Origin of the sequence: Leptospira inadai serovar Lyme str. 10, assembly GCF_000243675.2 — a bacterium.
Taxonomy (GTDB): domain Bacteria; phylum Spirochaetota; class Leptospiria; order Leptospirales; family Leptospiraceae; genus Leptospira_B; species Leptospira_B inadai.
The window spans coordinates 233,553-249,751 of the sequence record NZ_AHMM02000015.1 but is presented as its reverse complement, the minus strand read 5'-3'; the positions used below and the strand labels follow the sequence as shown (position 1 = coordinate 249,751).

15 protein-coding genes are annotated in these 16,199 nt (G+C 44.4%); 8 read left to right on the top strand and 7 right to left on the bottom strand.

What is annotated here, in order from left to right; genetic code table 11:
- Window positions 1-85: 85 nt before the first annotated feature.
- Window positions 86-1,045 carry a polyprenyl synthetase family protein gene (locus LEP1GSC047_RS04985; RefSeq protein WP_020988346.1) on the top strand — a complete coding sequence of 320 codons (960 nt, stop codon included), beginning with the start codon at window positions 86-88 and terminating at the stop codon, window positions 1,043-1,045.
- Between the two features lie 89 nt (window positions 1,046-1,134).
- Here the strand turns inward: LEP1GSC047_RS04985 and LEP1GSC047_RS04980 are convergent, their stop codons facing one another.
- A complete protein-coding gene (locus tag LEP1GSC047_RS04980; protein WP_020988398.1) occupies window positions 1,135-1,440 on the bottom strand; it encodes a hypothetical protein in 306 nt (101 codons plus the stop codon).
- A gap of 398 nt (window positions 1,441-1,838) precedes the next feature.
- Window positions 1,839-2,594 (bottom strand): LIC10920 family plasminogen-binding lipoprotein, encoded by a 756-nt coding sequence (locus LEP1GSC047_RS04975; RefSeq protein WP_020988524.1) that lies wholly within the window; start codon window positions 2,592-2,594, stop codon window positions 1,839-1,841.
- Between the two features lie 166 nt (window positions 2,595-2,760).
- Here LEP1GSC047_RS04975 and LEP1GSC047_RS04970 point away from each other — a divergent pair, with 166 nt between their 5' ends.
- Together LEP1GSC047_RS04970 and LEP1GSC047_RS04965 are read left to right on the top strand one after the other, a co-directional pair.
- Window positions 2,761-3,909, top strand: coding sequence for an LBF_2804 family protein (locus LEP1GSC047_RS04970; protein ID WP_039934300.1), 1,149 nt, complete (start codon window positions 2,761-2,763; stop codon window positions 3,907-3,909).
- A gap of 24 nt (window positions 3,910-3,933) precedes the next feature.
- A complete protein-coding gene (locus LEP1GSC047_RS04965; protein ID WP_010414927.1) occupies window positions 3,934-4,962 on the top strand; it encodes an MBL fold metallo-hydrolase in 1,029 nt (342 codons plus the stop codon).
- A gap of 24 nt (window positions 4,963-4,986) precedes the next feature.
- Here LEP1GSC047_RS04965 and LEP1GSC047_RS04960 read toward each other — a convergent pair whose 3' ends face one another.
- From LEP1GSC047_RS04960 to LEP1GSC047_RS04950, 3 genes are all read right to left on the bottom strand, one after another.
- A complete protein-coding gene (locus LEP1GSC047_RS04960) occupies window positions 4,987-5,829 on the bottom strand; it encodes a ribonuclease H-like domain-containing protein (RefSeq protein ID WP_010414925.1) in 843 nt (280 codons plus the stop codon).
- A 118-nt stretch (window positions 5,830-5,947) separates the two neighbouring features.
- Complete coding sequence (gene lnt / locus LEP1GSC047_RS04955) at window positions 5,948-7,723, bottom strand: apolipoprotein N-acyltransferase (protein ID WP_010414920.1); 1,776 nt, start codon at window positions 7,721-7,723, stop codon at window positions 5,948-5,950.
- Complete coding sequence (locus tag LEP1GSC047_RS04950; protein ID WP_039934296.1) at window positions 7,720-8,778, bottom strand: lipase secretion chaperone; 1,059 nt, start codon at window positions 8,776-8,778, stop codon at window positions 7,720-7,722. The genes lnt and LEP1GSC047_RS04950 overlap by 4 nt, the downstream gene beginning before the upstream one ends.
- 80 nt (window positions 8,779-8,858) lie before the next feature.
- Between LEP1GSC047_RS04950 and LEP1GSC047_RS04945 the strand changes: the two genes are divergently transcribed.
- Entirely contained in the window at window positions 8,859-9,917 is a 1,059-nt protein-coding gene (locus tag LEP1GSC047_RS04945) for an NAD(P)-dependent oxidoreductase (protein WP_010414915.1), read from the top strand.
- Window positions 9,918-10,049: 132 nt separating this feature from the next.
- On the opposite strand, the gene LEP1GSC047_RS04940 is transcribed toward LEP1GSC047_RS04945, so the two are convergent.
- Window positions 10,050-10,700 carry a hypothetical protein gene (locus tag LEP1GSC047_RS04940; RefSeq protein WP_020988287.1) on the bottom strand — a complete coding sequence of 217 codons (651 nt, stop codon included), beginning with the start codon at window positions 10,698-10,700 and terminating at the stop codon, window positions 10,050-10,052.
- Window positions 10,701-10,864: 164 nt separating this feature from the next.
- Between LEP1GSC047_RS04940 and LEP1GSC047_RS04935 the strand changes: the two genes are divergently transcribed.
- From LEP1GSC047_RS04935 to dinB, 4 genes are all read left to right on the top strand, one after another.
- Window positions 10,865-11,536 (top strand): hypothetical protein, encoded by a 672-nt coding sequence (locus LEP1GSC047_RS04935; RefSeq protein ID WP_010414909.1) that lies wholly within the window; start codon window positions 10,865-10,867, stop codon window positions 11,534-11,536.
- Window positions 11,537-11,636: 100 nt separating this feature from the next.
- A complete protein-coding gene (locus LEP1GSC047_RS04930; protein ID WP_020988234.1) occupies window positions 11,637-12,074 on the top strand; it encodes a hypothetical protein in 438 nt (145 codons plus the stop codon).
- Between the two features lie 546 nt (window positions 12,075-12,620).
- Window positions 12,621-13,079: a ComF family protein gene (locus LEP1GSC047_RS22050; protein WP_238325519.1), complete on the top strand. Its 459-nt coding sequence runs from the start codon at window positions 12,621-12,623 to the stop codon at window positions 13,077-13,079.
- A 44-nt stretch (window positions 13,080-13,123) separates the two neighbouring features.
- On the top strand, window positions 13,124-14,239 hold the full coding sequence (gene dinB, locus LEP1GSC047_RS04920) for a DNA polymerase IV (protein ID WP_010414901.1): 1,116 nt from the start codon (window positions 13,124-13,126) through the stop codon (window positions 14,237-14,239).
- Between the two features lie 84 nt (window positions 14,240-14,323).
- Here the strand turns inward: dinB and LEP1GSC047_RS04915 are convergent, their stop codons facing one another.
- On the bottom strand, window positions 14,324-16,198 hold the full coding sequence (locus tag LEP1GSC047_RS04915) for a RecQ family ATP-dependent DNA helicase (RefSeq protein WP_010414898.1): 1,875 nt from the start codon (window positions 16,196-16,198) through the stop codon (window positions 14,324-14,326).
- Window position 16,199 lies beyond the last annotated feature (1 nt).

Below are 16,199 nucleotides of genomic sequence, written 5' to 3'. Positions count from 1 at the left end.
AAAGTTTCTTTCATTTCCGCATTTCCGAGCTTTCCTGCTTGAGCGGGAAATTCGTTCGGAAATAGTGTCGAAACAAGGAAACTCCGTGAAAGCCAAGGGATTGAAGGACCTCCTCGTCCGAAAGTTCGACAAAAAACTCTATGAAATCATCGACGAGGACCTGCGTTTGCTCGCCGAAATTAAGGATTATACGATTCGTTCCGGAGGGAAGCGGATTCGCCCCGTTCTGCACTATTGCATGTGCAGGATATTAGGATATAAAGGGGAAAAATATACGGATGTAGGAGCAATCGCGGAATTGATTCATGCGGCGAGCCTACTGCACGACGACGTAGTGGATGAAGCCCAGACTAGGAGAGGAGTTCCTAGCGTAGGCTCTAAATTCGGAAATAAGACGGCCATTCTTGCGGGCGACTATTTATTAGCCTGCGGGATCGATCATTTAAATAGTCTCGGATCGCCATCCTTAATGGATCTATTTACTCAGGTTATCAAGGATCTTTCCATCAGCGAACTGATTCAGATGGAATGGGAACGGAACCCGAAATTGGATTTAGGCATTTATGATCGTGTCGTCTACGGTAAAACCGCGTCGTTATTCGGGGCGGTCTGCCAGGCGGCGGGAATCCTCGCGGAGACACCTAAGAAAAATCTAAAAAAATTGCACGAATTCGGCATCCGTCTAGGCTCTCTCTTTCAGAAACAAGACGACGCGATCGATTACTTTCAGGCGGGAGAACAAACCGGAAAGATCCCGTTAAAGGATTTTAAAAACGGTTTGTACACTTATCCCGTCTTAAAGCTTCTTGAATACTCGGATAAGAACGATAAAAAATTGACTCATTCGCTTTTTGCAAAGGAAGACCGTACTAGTCAGGATGAAATGGTGATCCTTTCCTTGCTGAATCGGTATAATATTCGTAAAACCTTAAACGAGGAGTTCCAAGCCGATGTCGAGGAACTCTTGAGATTTTTAAAGGGCTACCCTGAGACTCCGGAAGGGGCTCTGGTTAAGGAACAGTTCCGGAAGCTGACTCCAGTGTAGAGCTTTAAGAGTCCGGACCCTGACTTCGGATCGCAGAGAATCCCATTCCTTCCGTTTAGAAGAATCGGGAAACTTGATCTAAATCGAAATCAATAAACCGCGTTTTTCAATAAGTGGAATACTGATCCCGAATGCTGGCGAAGATAGAAAAAATAAGCGTTTGCAGTAAGGCTTATAACCAACGGCAAAAACTTAAAGAATTTTGTCTTTGCGAAAGAAAACACGATGAACGCCAATAATACGCCGATGACGGGTAATAAAGAACCTATCGTCATCAGCAAATAAAAGAGCCAGAAATTCGGTATCTGCTCTTCTTCCTGCGCTTTTCTTCGAATCGCAGACTTTTGCGGAGTATGTCCGCTCGATTGTCTGTGTTCGACGTGTACTACTTTCACTTTTTCCCTAAACTTCTGATCTGTGTTTAGTGTCTTTTCCATATTTTTAGTTTAATAAGTTTTTAAAACATAAGCAATCATCATCCGAAAATATTAGAGCTTTTACATCTCGGAATTTATATCGAAGTACCGAGCCGATTCGGAATAATTTAGCCCGGAATAAGGAGAAAAAGGGTCTAATACATGCGTATTCGTAAAATGAAATTTTGGCGTATAATGCGTATTATGTGTCGCATACTACGAGGAAATTCGTTCCGCATAAGGATCTATCGAGCTTAGATCCGGAATTTAAGAAGAATCGGATATGGCGGAACGAACAGGATATGTAAAACAGCAATCCTATCGTTTCAAAGTTAGCAGAGAGAGTCGGGCTGCCTCAGGGATGGGCAGCCCTTTTTTTATTGGGTTGTGGTGGACGTTCCTGCAGGAATCGATTGGCTCGTGCAGTTTACGTCTCCTTTGATGGAAACGCTTACACCCGATACGGACTGAGAATTGAAACACTGTTGTCCATTCTGCGTATAACACATACTAGACGAAGTTGCCGAAGTACAATTGATAAAGTCGACGGTATAACATTGCGTGAGGGACAAACCCGCGCTCCCGCTGGAGACGACGTTTCCGACCAGATCAAGAGTTACCGTTAAATAGGAAAGTGCTTGAGAACCGGATACGGATGTATCCACGGGCACACCGCTTCCCCCCCAGGCGATTTTTCCGTAATTCGCGACAAGAGGTTTTGCGGTTAAACTTCCCGAATAAGAGAATCCTTGCTGGGAATCGATTTGTCCCTGGTTTTGCGTACTATCATAGAGGAACTTTAAATAAACGTAATCCCCGGTCGTATAATAAAGCCTGCTGATTACGGTGAATTGGGTGTTCGATGAACCGGACGAAGTCGATGTACTCGTAGTAGTAGTAGTCGAAGTTCCGCCGGTCGTAGTGCTTGCCGAATACGGAGATGCCGTTCCGCAGTTGGGGGTCTTGGTCTTATCCAAGCTTCCGTGAATGCTAAAGTTAACCGAACCGTCCGTAGAAGTCACCGTTAAGTCGGACTTGGTCGAATTGTGGTGCTCGCAGGAAAGAGTAAAAAGTAATAGGCTACCGACTAGATATAATTGTTTTTTTTTCAGATTCGCGAGTCGGTCAAACATCGTAAGGGATCCCATAGTTCTAGTATCAATCATCGGTAAGGCTGGGTCAAGAATGAAATCCCCGGGTTTTATAACGCGTGGAATCAAACGATTTGACCTAAAGAATCCGGCTAAGGTTCCCATTCGGATTGACGATTCCTTACTTTCGGGATTGGATCATCACCGAATGGAAGCCGGCAAAGACTTTTTCCCCGAATACAAACCGGGTCTTTTAGAACGATGGGGGATCAATATTCTCCAAGATTATGTCCGGCAAGAAGAAAGAAAAAGCGGGCGAAACACCGGACAAATCCCTACGAATTTTTTTCCGGAAAGCAATCGAATCATTCGCTGGGTTACGTTTTGGGCGATGCACGCGGGTTTTTGGACTACCTGCGGCATCATTCTTATCGAAACGCTTTTTCCGGAATCTCCCGAATTCCTTTCTCCCGTTTTTATGGAAAAATGGACATACTCCGGGCTGGCACTGTTATTCGGAACGATATTAGAATTCTATATTCTGTATCAGCTCGGGTTATGGGGGGCATATCGATTGACGAGTCTAGCGGGAATGGAATTGGAAGACGATCCCGAATTACTGACGGGGAACGTAAACCTTCTCGCTCGAATGGCTTTGGAAATTCCCGATCCGGATTTAAAACTTTTGGGTATCGATCCGTTGCGACTAACGGATAAGAGAAGTTTTCTCGTCGCGACTTTTTTGTACAAAGCCAAAGTCCTTCTCTCTAATTTGTTGGCGAAAATAGTTCTGCGCAAAATTTTCGCCAGAAATTCGTTGCGAGTCTATACGGATTTCATTGCGGCTCCCATTACCGCAATATGGGACGGCGTAGTCATATATTCCATTCTTTCCGAACTAAGAATTCGATTGATTTCGAGAGTTTTAGCGAGAGAGATAACCGAGCAAATTTTGGAAAGAAAAGATTTCCTAAGTAAGAATGCGAAGCTGGCATTTTTATCGGCCGTCGGGAATTCGGTCGTTTTTACGCAAAGATTTCATCCGAATCTGGAGTATCTACTAGTCAAACTTTATAAGGCCTTCGATATCGCGTCCGACGCGACAACCTTCGACGATTTGGAAACGTTTAGGACTCTGATTCAAAATTTGGAGGAATCGGAAAAGGAAGCCTGTCTGAGATTATTATGCCTTGCTTGCTCCTTTGACGGAAAACTATCCTCTTTTGAAACGAAACATATTAAGCGAATTCTCGGTAAGGAAGCCGAACCGCGTTTGGCATTGATAGCCGAACTTTCTCGTTATATTCGCTCCGGTAATTTAGAGGCTTGTCGTGAAAAGAGTAACCTATTTTCCTAGAGAAAAATTAAGACGGGGTTCTAATTGAAAGTTTATAAGTATGATTCAATCCCAGACATAGTCGAAATCGGAGACGGTATTCTCAAAACCGAAATCCCCCAACCGTTTTATGCTCCCAATAATATTTATATTCTCCCGGACGGAGAACCTGCGCTGATCGATTCGGGATATCTCGCCAATCTCGGAATGCTTCAAAAAGCCCTTCGAAAAGTGGATTTGAATCTAAGCAAAATAAAACATATCTTCTATACCCATAATCATTTGGATCATCTGAGCGCGATTCTTACGATTCGATATTATACCGATGCTAAGCTGTATGCGATGAAAGGAATGGCAGCGGGTATCGGCAACTATTTGGAATACGTGGAAGTATTCAATAGAGCCTCCAAAAGGCTCGTTTATAAAGGGCATCGTTCTCCCGAGGATCGTAAACGGGAAATCGTTCGTCTGGAAGCGGGTAATGAAAATTTACGGATGACCCTGAGTCGCGGGGATCGGATACAACCGATTCTAAAATTCGATGTGGAATTAGTGGAAGGGGATGTGATCCACGCGGGGGGTAGGGACATAGGATTCCTGCACACTCCGGGTCATAATCTTTGGCATCTAACTCCCTATCTATTGGAAGAAAATATTTTCTTTATGGGGGATCTGGTTTTGCAGAATATTTCTTCCATTTATGCCGAGATCGACGGCAATCTCGAGGATTATTATAGATCACTCGATAGAATCTCCAAAATGTCGATCCGCCGATTGCTTCCCGCGCATGGACCGGAGCCCGAAGATCCGAAAAAGGCGATCAAATTATTATATAAGACTTTGCAGATATTGGAGAGAGGTATTATCCGCAGGTTAAAGGAAAAAGAATATGATCTTTCTAGCCTGACTCTCGAGGCGATGGGGGAAAAGGTAGCTCATTCCGGTTACTATAATACCGCAATGGCAATCCTGCATTCGATGGTGCGAAAATTCGTCGAAAAGGGTTGGGTCGAAGTCGTCGAAACGGAACCACCGTACGAGACTTATCGATGGATCGGGGACGCTTCGGCATAGAAATATCGAAGATGTTCTTTCGCATCAAGAAGGAACATCTTCCTGAATCACTTCTCCGTAAAAAGGGGTTTGTTTTAATTTTAAATTATAGGCTTTAATGAATAAAAGTTCGAGATGCATGACATCCTCCCGATTGTACCGCAATAATAAATCCAGGGCTTCCAAATCGTCGTACTGAACGTACTGCCACCAGAGTCTTACGGCGTCCGCACCGTTAACTTCGAAGGGAAGATTTCTAACGATTCCTAACGCTTTCTCGCAACCTTTTAAACCTCCGCGATAACCTAGACTGCGTAAAAGATACATCAAGTCGAAATGTCGATTTTTAAATTTTCGTCCGAATTCTTTTTCGATAAAGGGGACGTCGAAAGCTACGCCATTATAGCTGACAAGAATATGTGTGGGATGAACTTTTTCCGGGAAATCATCCATATCCCGCCCTCGCAAAAATTCCTTAAACGTGACTCCGTCGTAGGTTCCGACTACCGTGATAAAGTCCTCGCGCGAAAGTCCGCTCGTTTCGATATCCAGGTAAAGAAGCCGAGATCGAATATGAGGAAAGAGTCTCCATTTTTGATCATTGGGAAGAGCGAAGAAAAAGTAGTCCCAGTTATTTCTTTCCAGTTCTTTTTTCGAGAATTCGATCGAATCCAGTACCAGTCTGGAATAAGTATCTTCGGGAGACTTGGCTTTTAAAAGTAATTCCTCTCGAAGGGAATCCCAGTTTAAGATTCCCCGTCGCCAAAGGTTTCCTTCCTCCACGGTGTTGATGCCGGGGAGGTGACAAAACGTATGAAGTAACAAATCCACCTCTCTTTGATTCGAAATACGGTTCTCTGTTCGGCCCCCTTCTATTTTTTGTTCCATTCACAGCGGATCGGGAGGCGTTTATTCTTTCGTAAACTCGTTGGACGACTCGTTTTTAGCGAGAAAGAAATTCCGATCTTCGCTTAATTTATTTTAGTTTTTCCTTCGAAACATTTGTCTATTTTTTTGCGCTCTTTCGGAAAAGAAAAATATTCAAAAAAGGGAATAGAATCGTACCGATGACTGAATAGAGGTAAAACGGTAGATTGCCCCATCGCGAATAAAAAGTATTTCCTTCCGGAACGAGTTTAGTTACCGGCAAGAGAAACGCTTTCGTTCCGATTTCCCCGGATTCTATCGGCGTGCTCAAAGCTCTGCCGAACGGATCGACTACGAAGGAGATCCCGCTAACCGTCGGTCGGACAAAGCTTAAACCGAATTCTATCGCCCGAAAACGGGAAGTACCGGCGTGCTGCCAGGCTTCCGCTCTTGATGAAAACCAAGAATCGTTCGTAGGATTCGCCAAAATCGTATATTCGTTTTTGCGGGCTTCGCGAATGGAATCCTGCACTAGGGAAGGGAACATGGCTTCGTAGCAAATCAGCGGTAGGATCTGATAGGGAACGCTATCTTCGGGAGAGGAAGAATGCGCTATCGAAGGAAAGTTTCCCGGAGTTTGGATCGCCGAAATTTCCTCCGGTGTAGGCGGGGAAGGTTGTCGAACCCGGTAAAATGAACGCGTGCCTAAAAGCGGTTTAGGACTTCCACCGCGGACGTAACGAGAGGTCTCTTTAAATAAACTTCTTAGAAAAGGGAAGGTGGATTCGAACGGTAAATATTCGCCGAACGCCAATAAGCGACGTTTATCATAACGTTGTATTTCTCTCGTTTCGGAAGAAATCAAAGTGACTTGATTTCGCAATCCTTCATCGGATTGATTCAATTCATTGTATAATAAATCCGCGCCGGTTTTATAAGTTAAATATAATACGAGTCCGTGAAACGTGGGAGAATATACTCCTGAAGAAACGTTATTCGGATTCAAGTCAGTCCCGTGAAATGGGATCGCCGATTCGGGAAAAAAGATAAGATCCGGAGGCGGAACGTTCTCCAAAGAGGAGGATAAAGCCATTTCTAGATTTCTGCTCATCGCTTGCCCGAGATACTCGGGATTCTCCGCAAATTCACGTTTAGCGGGGGAAGTATTCGGTTGAATCATGATCGCCGACAGTTTAAGCAAATCGTTTTCCACGTTAGGGGTGGTATTCGGCACTCTATAATCGGGCGCGGTTAATAATCGATACCCCCCTAAAGTCCATGTAAGTCCGAAGAAAACGATCCCGAGAATACCTAGTTTTCGTAAATTTAAATTTCGTAATGAAGCAATGCTGGCTCCGCCCAAAAGTAGGAAGAAACCCACTCCATATATTCCGGTCGTCGCCGCGATCTGGGAGAAGGACAGATTCCCTTCGGCCAAATTTCCCCAGAACCAGGGAAATAGTTGCGGCGTTACGATATCTCCCAGAATTCCCCAAACCGGAAAGAGAAACCACTCCAGGCGGAGAAGTTCCGATTCGTTGTTGCGATATTTCTTATAGAGATCGACGGAAAATTTCCATCCGTAAAAGGACAAAAACAGTTTTATATGGGAAAAAAAACCGTAGATTAAAAAGAGAGTCCAGGAAATGAATTCCCCCGCTCCCGAAATGGCGGAGATTGAGGAAGGAATCCAGAAGAATACTGTGAAATTTAGAATCTGAGAGAGAAGCAATAGCCAAAGAATTTGAAATTTCTGCGGCCATTCTTTTAACTCTAGAAAAAATAAGTAGGCGCTAATTGCGGACGCTCCCCCGGCTAGAAAAAAACCGAAAGGCTCCATTGCTAAGAGTAATCCGAGTGAAATCCCTAACGCGGATAGAAATAGTCGTAAGGGATTTTTCGGGAAAACGATCATTTGAGATTTAGTCGTTTTTGATCTTCTTCAAGCGCTTTTCTACGTCCGTATTCCTCGGCGTCTTGTGATCCTAGGATACGGGTTCGAATTGCGGATATCGCCTTTTCCCGTTCGGCCGGTTTTGCGTTCGGATTTGCTTTTAGCCAAGTCTGCTCCTCCTTCTCGGTTTCCGATTCTTTTGTCTTTTGTATTTCGATATCCTTATAAACTTTCTCGATCCGATCCGCGCCGTCTTTTCCGAAATATTTTTCCCGTATGGATCGAAGCTGAGGATCTTTTTGAGCGGCAGCCATCTTATTCATGTCGGTCTCTCTTAGGAATAATTCCGTTTCGTACTTGTTAAACTTCGGCTCTCTTTTTAGGATCGCGTCGTAATAGTTTCCGTAGACGTCTTTTCTATAATTTTCGTATCGCTTGATCCTTTCATCGCCCGAAACGCTTTTCGTTTCATTCAAAAAGTGAGAAAGTCCGAACTGGTATTGTCGTTCGGATTCCTCTAAGCCGAAAATAAGTTTGGCATCCTGCTCGGAAAATACTTGCCTTCGTTTCTTTTTGATAAGTTCGTACGTCTCTTCCTGCTTTAAATCTTTCGGCATCTCGTAGGATCGCATCACCTGCTCGTACGTGAGGTACTTTTTGAATAATGCCATCAGTTTTTCTCCCGCGGCGCCGGGATAATGGTCTAATAGAAAGGCTTTTACTACCTCGTTACACTGGTCGATCGTATAACCTTCCGGACAGCGTCTGCGCAATGCCCATAGCTCCGAAACCAGATCCAGTTCGCCCGAAGCGGCGAATTTTAAAATATCGTCGTAGGATAACCACTCTCCGTCTTTATAAATGCTACGCGAAGTATCCACGATTTCGGGATTAAGAGTCCATTCTCCGGCGTCGTTTCGGGAGACCGTAAAACCGTCCAAGGTGTCTTGGCTATTTCCGAAGTTGCCGCTTTTGGAGGTCGGTTCCCATAAGATAAAAATGACGAGAAGTAATAAAAAAACACCGATGGCGGATAGCCAAACGATGCGGGGGAGTTGTTTGATTCGTTCTAACATATTTAGTTTCCGGTTCGAAGCGATGAAAGTAATCGCAAGGGCAGTCTTGGCAAGACGTTTTTGAAAGAAAAAATATTGGAATGAAAGACTCTTCACGGGAAACTATCCCGGTGCAACTTCCTTTGTTATATTATCCCGAGGGGACCACCGGAGCCGGATCCATTTTTTCGAATTTCCGGAAATTGGAAACACGTTCTTACGCGAAGAACGAGCTTGAGTCGATAGCTAAGGAAGAGCCCGAGATTTTAGTCGCAAACACTCGCCTCCCGATCAATTCGGAAACTTTTATCGGATTTCCGAGCGTTAAGATTTTTGCGACGGTGAGTTCCGGCATTGATCATGTGAATCTTTCCGATTTGAAGAAGGCGGGCCGAATATTCCTGAACTCACCCGGATGTAACGCGGGATCAGTGGGAGAATATTGTTGGGTCGGGGTTCGATCCTTTTTTGCAGCGGATGAGTTGAGAAAAAAAAAGATAGGCCTCGTCGGATTCGGAAATACGGGTAAAGCATTCGCAAAGATTCTATCTTCTTACGGAATCGGGTTCGTCTATAGCGATCCATATATCAAAGAAACATCTGTTTCGTTAAGCGAAGTGTATGATTGTGAAATAATAAGTTTCCATGTTCCTTTGACTCTCGAAACTCCTTATCCGACGTCAGGAATGTTTACTAAGACGGAAGCGGTCCGATTGCGAAGCGGAACTTTAGTTTTGAATACGAGTCGCGGAGAAATTTGGAGTCGGGAAGCCTTTGAAGAAATTATTTCCCGCGAAGATCTTTCGAAAGTGATCGACGTCTTTGATCCGGAACCTCCGCAAGGAGATCTCATTCGAAAGCTCTCACAATGTCCGAATTCCATTTTCACTCCGCATATTGCGGGCTATAGTCAGCTCGGCCGATTACTCGGTACGTATCGATTAGCGGAAAAGCTTTGCATTTTGTACAAAGACGGTCCGCTTCCTCCGATCGAAAACTTTCTCGTTACTGAAAGCGATTGGAAGACCGAATCTTTTCTGAAAAAGGAAAATGATCTTTTGAGGGAGGCGTGGTCCCGAGGAGATTGGGAATATTTCGAGCGCAGAAGGAACGATTATCCAATCCGTCTGGATATTGGTCAGTGGACTGAACATTGGTGAGCAGTGTTTCCATGTTCTACAGAAAGATTCCTGTGTTACAGTAGATTCTACCTCCACACAGCTGCCTTTCCAACCTCGAGCAGCTACTGTCTAGCGTGAGCGAAGCGAGCGCGTCTGTCCTCTGTCTTCTGTTCATTTCACCAAAGTCTTTTCGGAAGGGAACAGTAAGTATTTGGGCCGAACTTTGGCGAGAATATCGTCGATCACAAAGATTTCTCTTGTTCCTCTTTTCCGTTCAAACGGCGCCTCGTACAAGAAGCCCAAAAAAGAAAGTTCGGAATGCTTGTGGGAGACCATGTCATCCTGCCGTACTTTTCGACTGACATCCAGATCGATCGCTTTCCAGCCGGAGAATTGAAGATGAGTAATTAATATTTTTCTAATATCAAGAGTGGAATCCCGCACTAACATGTATAGGGAGCCTCCGCCCTCGTTCGCATAAAGATGAAAGCGGAATTCTTTCACAAAGTCGCCGGATACCCAAGGAGTATTAAAAAGAATTTCAAAGGATTGATTTTTTTCCGCAGTGACTTCTACGTACAAAGACTTTGTAGAATCTCTCTCCGGGGTACGCAATACGGAAGAAATTCTGACCTCAGGGAGAAAATCGGGTCCCAACTTCGCTTTTATGTTTTCGGAACCGAAGCTTTCTTGTTCAAAATCCTGCACAATAATTTCTTTATATATTTGCGCGTTTTCGGATTCACTAGGAAGGGAAAAAAAAGGGAAAATATAAAGGAATAGAACGATCGAAAGCCCCTTTTTTTCTTTTAATAATTTCAAGATTTTAAAACCTCTTCCTTATAAAAATATCGTCCTAATCGACGATTTCCGGACTATTTCATCTAATTTTCCGTAAAATTGACTCGAGCAAACCGGCGGTAAATCGATAGGAAAAATAGGGTTCGGATGTTGATCTTCTCGGATAAAAATCCGATAGATGGACCATGAAACGATTCTTTGCGAGCTTGATATTTTTACCGATCTTACTTTCGGCCTCGGAAAGCGAGGATGAAATTCATTTTGCGACTTTAAAAAAGGGTAATAAAATCGTTTACCGCGCGGTCGACGGGCGACAGCAAGTTTTAGGAGAAGGAGCGGAGGGTTTTCCTATCCTTCTTAAGCATTCTTCCAAGGATAAGTTTCAAAAAATCCTGGACCTCGGCGATGATGAAACTTCGGGATTATTTATTTCAAATTCTGATATCAAGGATTTCGGCACGAAGCACGGAGCTGCCGCAAATGGGCAGGTCTACGTTTTTGAGCCGGAGATTTTAGGGTATGCGGACGATAATACGAGTTTATTTCGCACGATTCTGATAACCGCCGAAGGGGTCGCGTATTTCTTTGAAAGGAATGAAAGAGAAGGTCTGACTTCCATCTATATAGGTAAAAAGCGGGCTAACCTTTTGATCTTTCGCGAAAAGATTCAGTATTCCAAAAATGAGATTTTTCATAAAATTCCGTATGTGATTCCGTTGACGGAAAAAAGGAAAGCGGTGGACTATTCCATCGATTGTAATTTCGGAAAAGAAAATAAACGAACTTGCGTCTTCGACGGGGCCCTGAAGGAATTCGAAGTTCCTCAAAAACGTTACCCGTTATTTTGGGTAGGTTAAAGAGTACATTATAGGTCGAAAATTTCGCTTAACGATTTTAGAGGCAACCCTTCGCTGATTTTCCCTTGAAGAATCCGTTTCCCTACAAAATTCTTGCCGTATGAACCCAGAAGAGGATCCTCTCCTGCAAACAAAGTTGGAGTTTTCCGAGGCGTTTCGAACCACCTACAAAGAATTCTTCGGCGATGAAAAAGAATTTCAGTATGAATTATACGAACTGAAGTCGGAAGAATCCGGGCCGAAGGGAGGATGGGCGACATTTACGATACGCAATCCGGCAGGCGGTAGATCGATCGTCTTTCGTTTCGATCCGGGGTCGGGCGCCTTTTACGCGATGTTAAAAGTTCAAGTACTGCCGGGAGAGGAAGATTGGAGCCTGGATTCGTTCTTCGAGCGAAACGGTTTTGCGAATTCGAATTTTTTGGATGTCAAACGATCTGCGGGAGAATGGTTGTTTCATTCATTAGCAAGGCATTATTTAGGAACGATCTTTACTTATTGTCCGAGAATCCTGGAGCCGGATTATATATTGGAATAATCATGATTTGCAAAATGAGACTCCATATGTAAGACCGACTTTCATGAAAGTGATTGGCTGATTCCATCGCGGGCCCGATACTTAGCTCAGCGGAGATCCGCAGGTGTTCGAAGATTTTTTAGGTGAACCTATTTTGGACTGGAAAGTAATAATCATTCTTGTAGCAGGATTCACCGTAGGGGTTCTTTACGGATTATGGGTCAAGAAGAGGAATCCGAAATCTTAGTTGTTATGTGACTCGGAAAAAATTCGCTATCATTTCGGTTCTTTACCCGTATAGGCATGATCAGGAAGCTTGCCTACGAAACCTTAAATTACTTTTATCCGATTCTATGCGGGATTTGCGGTCGGGAAGATTTCTTTTCCCGACGCTCGGGTCTATGTAAGGAATGCGCTAATTCAGCGAAGGAGACTAGGAGGTATCCAAAGTGTCCCGTGTGTTCTTGGAAGATCGAGGCAGGGCAATGTAATTATTGTCTTTCCAGAAACGTATTTTTTACGCGCGCGATTTTTTTACACGAACGAACCGATCTCCTCGCGGAGGCTTTGAATAAAATCAAGAGACAATCCACCTATCCGCTTTCTTTATTTCTCAGCGTAGGTGCAAAGAGAGTATTAAGAAATTGTAAAGATCTCGGATTGCAAGCGTATCTATTATTGCCTAGCTCGTTTCCGCCTTGGTGGGGAACGGTTCCCGCTCGCCCGTTCTCCCCGATGCGGGAACTTCTGCTTCGTACGGAAGAGATTTTGAATCTGTCTTGCATACATCCTCTCAAAAAAATGAGCAAGACAAGACAGGCTGGAAAAGCTTACGCGGACCGTTTTTTCCATGCAAGAAATTCTTGGGCAATCCGAGAGGAATGGATCGGAAAATGTCCTAAGAAGGTTTTGATATTGGACGACGTCTTTACGACGGGAGCGAGCGTTAATGAAGCGAGTCGCATTCTGAGAGAGAACGGTTCGGAGGAAATCTACGTACTGACCTACCTACGCACTATGGAATAGAATTGACATAGCTATTTATATGTATAGTATGACTTTCTAAGTAAGTGTTTCGCAAGATTTTACATATCGATATGGATGCGTTCTTCGCTTCGGTGGAGCAAAGGGATTTTCCCGAATACCGAGGAAAGCCGCTGGTCGTAGGAGGTCCTCCGAACTCCCGAGGAGTGGTATGCGCAGCTAGTTACGAAGCGCGGAAATTCGGGGTTCGTTCCGCGATGCCTTGCTCGCAGGCATATCGCCTCTGTCCGAACGCTATTTTTGTTCCTCCTAGATTCCAAGTTTACAAGGAGGTATCGACTGCAATTCGAATCATATTTTTAGAATATACCGATTTGGTCGAAATGCTATCCTTAGACGAGGCTTTCCTGGATGTGACTCGGAATAAAAAAGGGATTCCGTTTGCGACCGAAATTGCGAAGGAAATTCGAGCCAGGATCAAGGCCGAAACGAACCTAACCGCTTCCGCCGGAGTGGCCATTAATAAATTTGCCGCAAAGGTTGCCACGGATTTTAAGAAGCCCGACGGATTAACCGTAATCCGACCGGAGGAAACGGAAACGTTCATCGAATCCCTGAATGTCGAAGCTTTTCCCGGAGTCGGAAAAGTTACATTAAAAAAGATGCATGCTCATGGGATCTTCAAAGGCAGCGATCTAAAACGCCAATCGTTGGAATTTCTTATTAAGAATTTCGGAAAAACAGGACGTTGGTACTATTCCATTTCAAGGGGTATCGATCAAAGGCCGGTTTTATCCGATCGAATCCGTAAGTCCTTAGGAGCGGAATCCACTTTTGCGGCGGATTTGGAAAAGACGGATGACCTTTTGACGGAATTAAAGGATCTTTCGATCGAGCTTGAGAAGAGGCTTTCATCGAAATCATTTTCAGCTAGGACGATCACTTTGAAGATTAAGTTTTCGGATTTTACTCTTAAAACTAGAAGTAGAACACTGCCGACACCACCGACGTCGGCGACGGAATTTTTTTCATTCGGAAAGGAACTCTTAGGGGAGTTCCTGCTCGATCAAGGATGCTCGATTTCACCGATTCGCCTCTTAGGTTTGAGTCTCTCTCATCCGGAAGCGGAAATTCACGAAATAAACGAGGACGGCTTTGTCGGCTCGCTTTTCCGAGATCAAGAGCCGTTTTTAAATTTATAGACTTTTTGTGGCCTGACGATCTTTAGTCGCAGGAATATTCCGGAAATATAAATTACTTTCACGCACCCAGGGTTGGCTGTCGAATCAACCGAACTTTTCTATAATTTCTAGAATTTCCTTTCCGTATTGATTCACCTTAGAATCTCCCATACCCTTTATTAGAGTTAGATCTTCCAAGGTGGACGGCTTTTGAGCCGCAATCCGAACTAGTACGGGATTTTGGAGAACCATAAATTTCTTCCATTTTCGTCTCCGGGCAATCCGATCCCGAAAATTCTTCAATTCCTTGATCAAAAGCTTTTCCCCGGTGAGGGAGATTTTTTTAACGTTCCCGTCCCGTCCTCCGACGCCGTTTACTCTCGAGGTGGGCTTTCCACCGGAGGCGAGATAAAGCTTAGGATATTTATCGCCTTTAATTAAAAGTTTTTTGCTGGCTAACCAATCCTCTAATAGCTTTAGAATCGATTCTTCCGGTACATGCGAAAGATTCCCGTAAAATTTCGATCTATCCAATCGACGCCGAAGAATGTCCTTCGATTTAGAACCTCGTAATGTGCTCGCAATGATTTTCTTGCCGAATTTAGCCGGATATTCCTCCAATAGGCCTTCCGCGGATTGAACCTCGCTAGTTTCGAAAGTATGAGATTCTCTCGACTTCTTTCTCGTCGCTTTGATTCGTTCCCGCTCTAAAAAATTCTCACGATCGCTCGGATCGCTTTCAAGACAGGAGTCGCAAACCCCGCAAGGATCGATCGTTTCTCCGAAATAGCCGCAGAGAAGTTGTTGCCTGCAAACCGAAGAAGATGCGTACGATTTTACATGAGAGAGTAACGTTTCTCCGCCTTTGTAATTCGCTTCCTTCGAAAGTAGAAAATTCTGAATGCTCAAATCGCCGGTATGAAAGAATAAAACACAATCCGAATTCTTTCCATCCCGTCCTGCACGGCCGGCTTCCTGGTAATAGCTTTCAAGGGAAGAAGGAACCTGATAATGCAGGACCAATCGAACGTTCGGGCTGTCTAAACCCATTCCAAACGCGTTAGTCGCCACTAATACGTTCGTTTTGCCGGATGTATAACCGTCTTGGGTTTTTTCCCGACTGGAATCGGTTCGTCCGGCATGATATTTTCCGACCTTATATCCCGACTTCTTTAGCATTTCGTAAACATCGTCGACCTTCGATCTGGTTGCACAATAAATGATCGCCTTGCCCGAATTCGATTTGCGAAAATTGCCGTTTTCTAAAATGGAAAGGAGTTCCTTCTCCTTGTCTCTTTCGGACTCCGGAAACTGAATTCTGAATTTTAAATTAGGTCTTGCATACGTTCCCTGCACGGAGGCGGGGTCCTTCAACCCTAGGCTATCGCAAATATCCTTCTTGACTCGATCTGTGGCAGTGGCGGTTAACGCAACCCAAGGGATATTTTCCGGAAAAGCGGATCTTAGGGTATGGAGCTTGCGATATTCGGGGCGAAAATCATGTCCCCATTGAGACACACAATGCGCTTCGTCGACTGCAACCAGGCCTAACGGAAATTTTGAAACGAGATTTAGGAAGGAATGTGACGTCGCTCTTTCGGGAGAAACGTAAAGAATTCTTACTTTTCCGGTTGCGGCGCCGGATAATATTCGAATTTGCTCAAGTTCATCCTGGGTAGAATTACAATATGCGGCTTCTAATCCCTTGCCTTTCAAGCTATCCACTTGGTCCTTCATCAAGGCGATGAGCGGGGAAACGACTAATATTAGAAGTTCTTTTTGAGCGAAGGCGGGCAGTTGATAGATAAGGGATTTCCCTCCCCCTGTAGGAAGTATCGATAAAACGTCTCGTCCTTCCTGTAGGGATTCGATCGACTCCCATTGACCCGGGCGAAATTCGCCGAACCCGAAGGAGGCTTTCAGGATTTTTTTCCAATCGTCTTTCTTTTGGACAGGCAATCGTTTTGTAGAAGTTCGCATT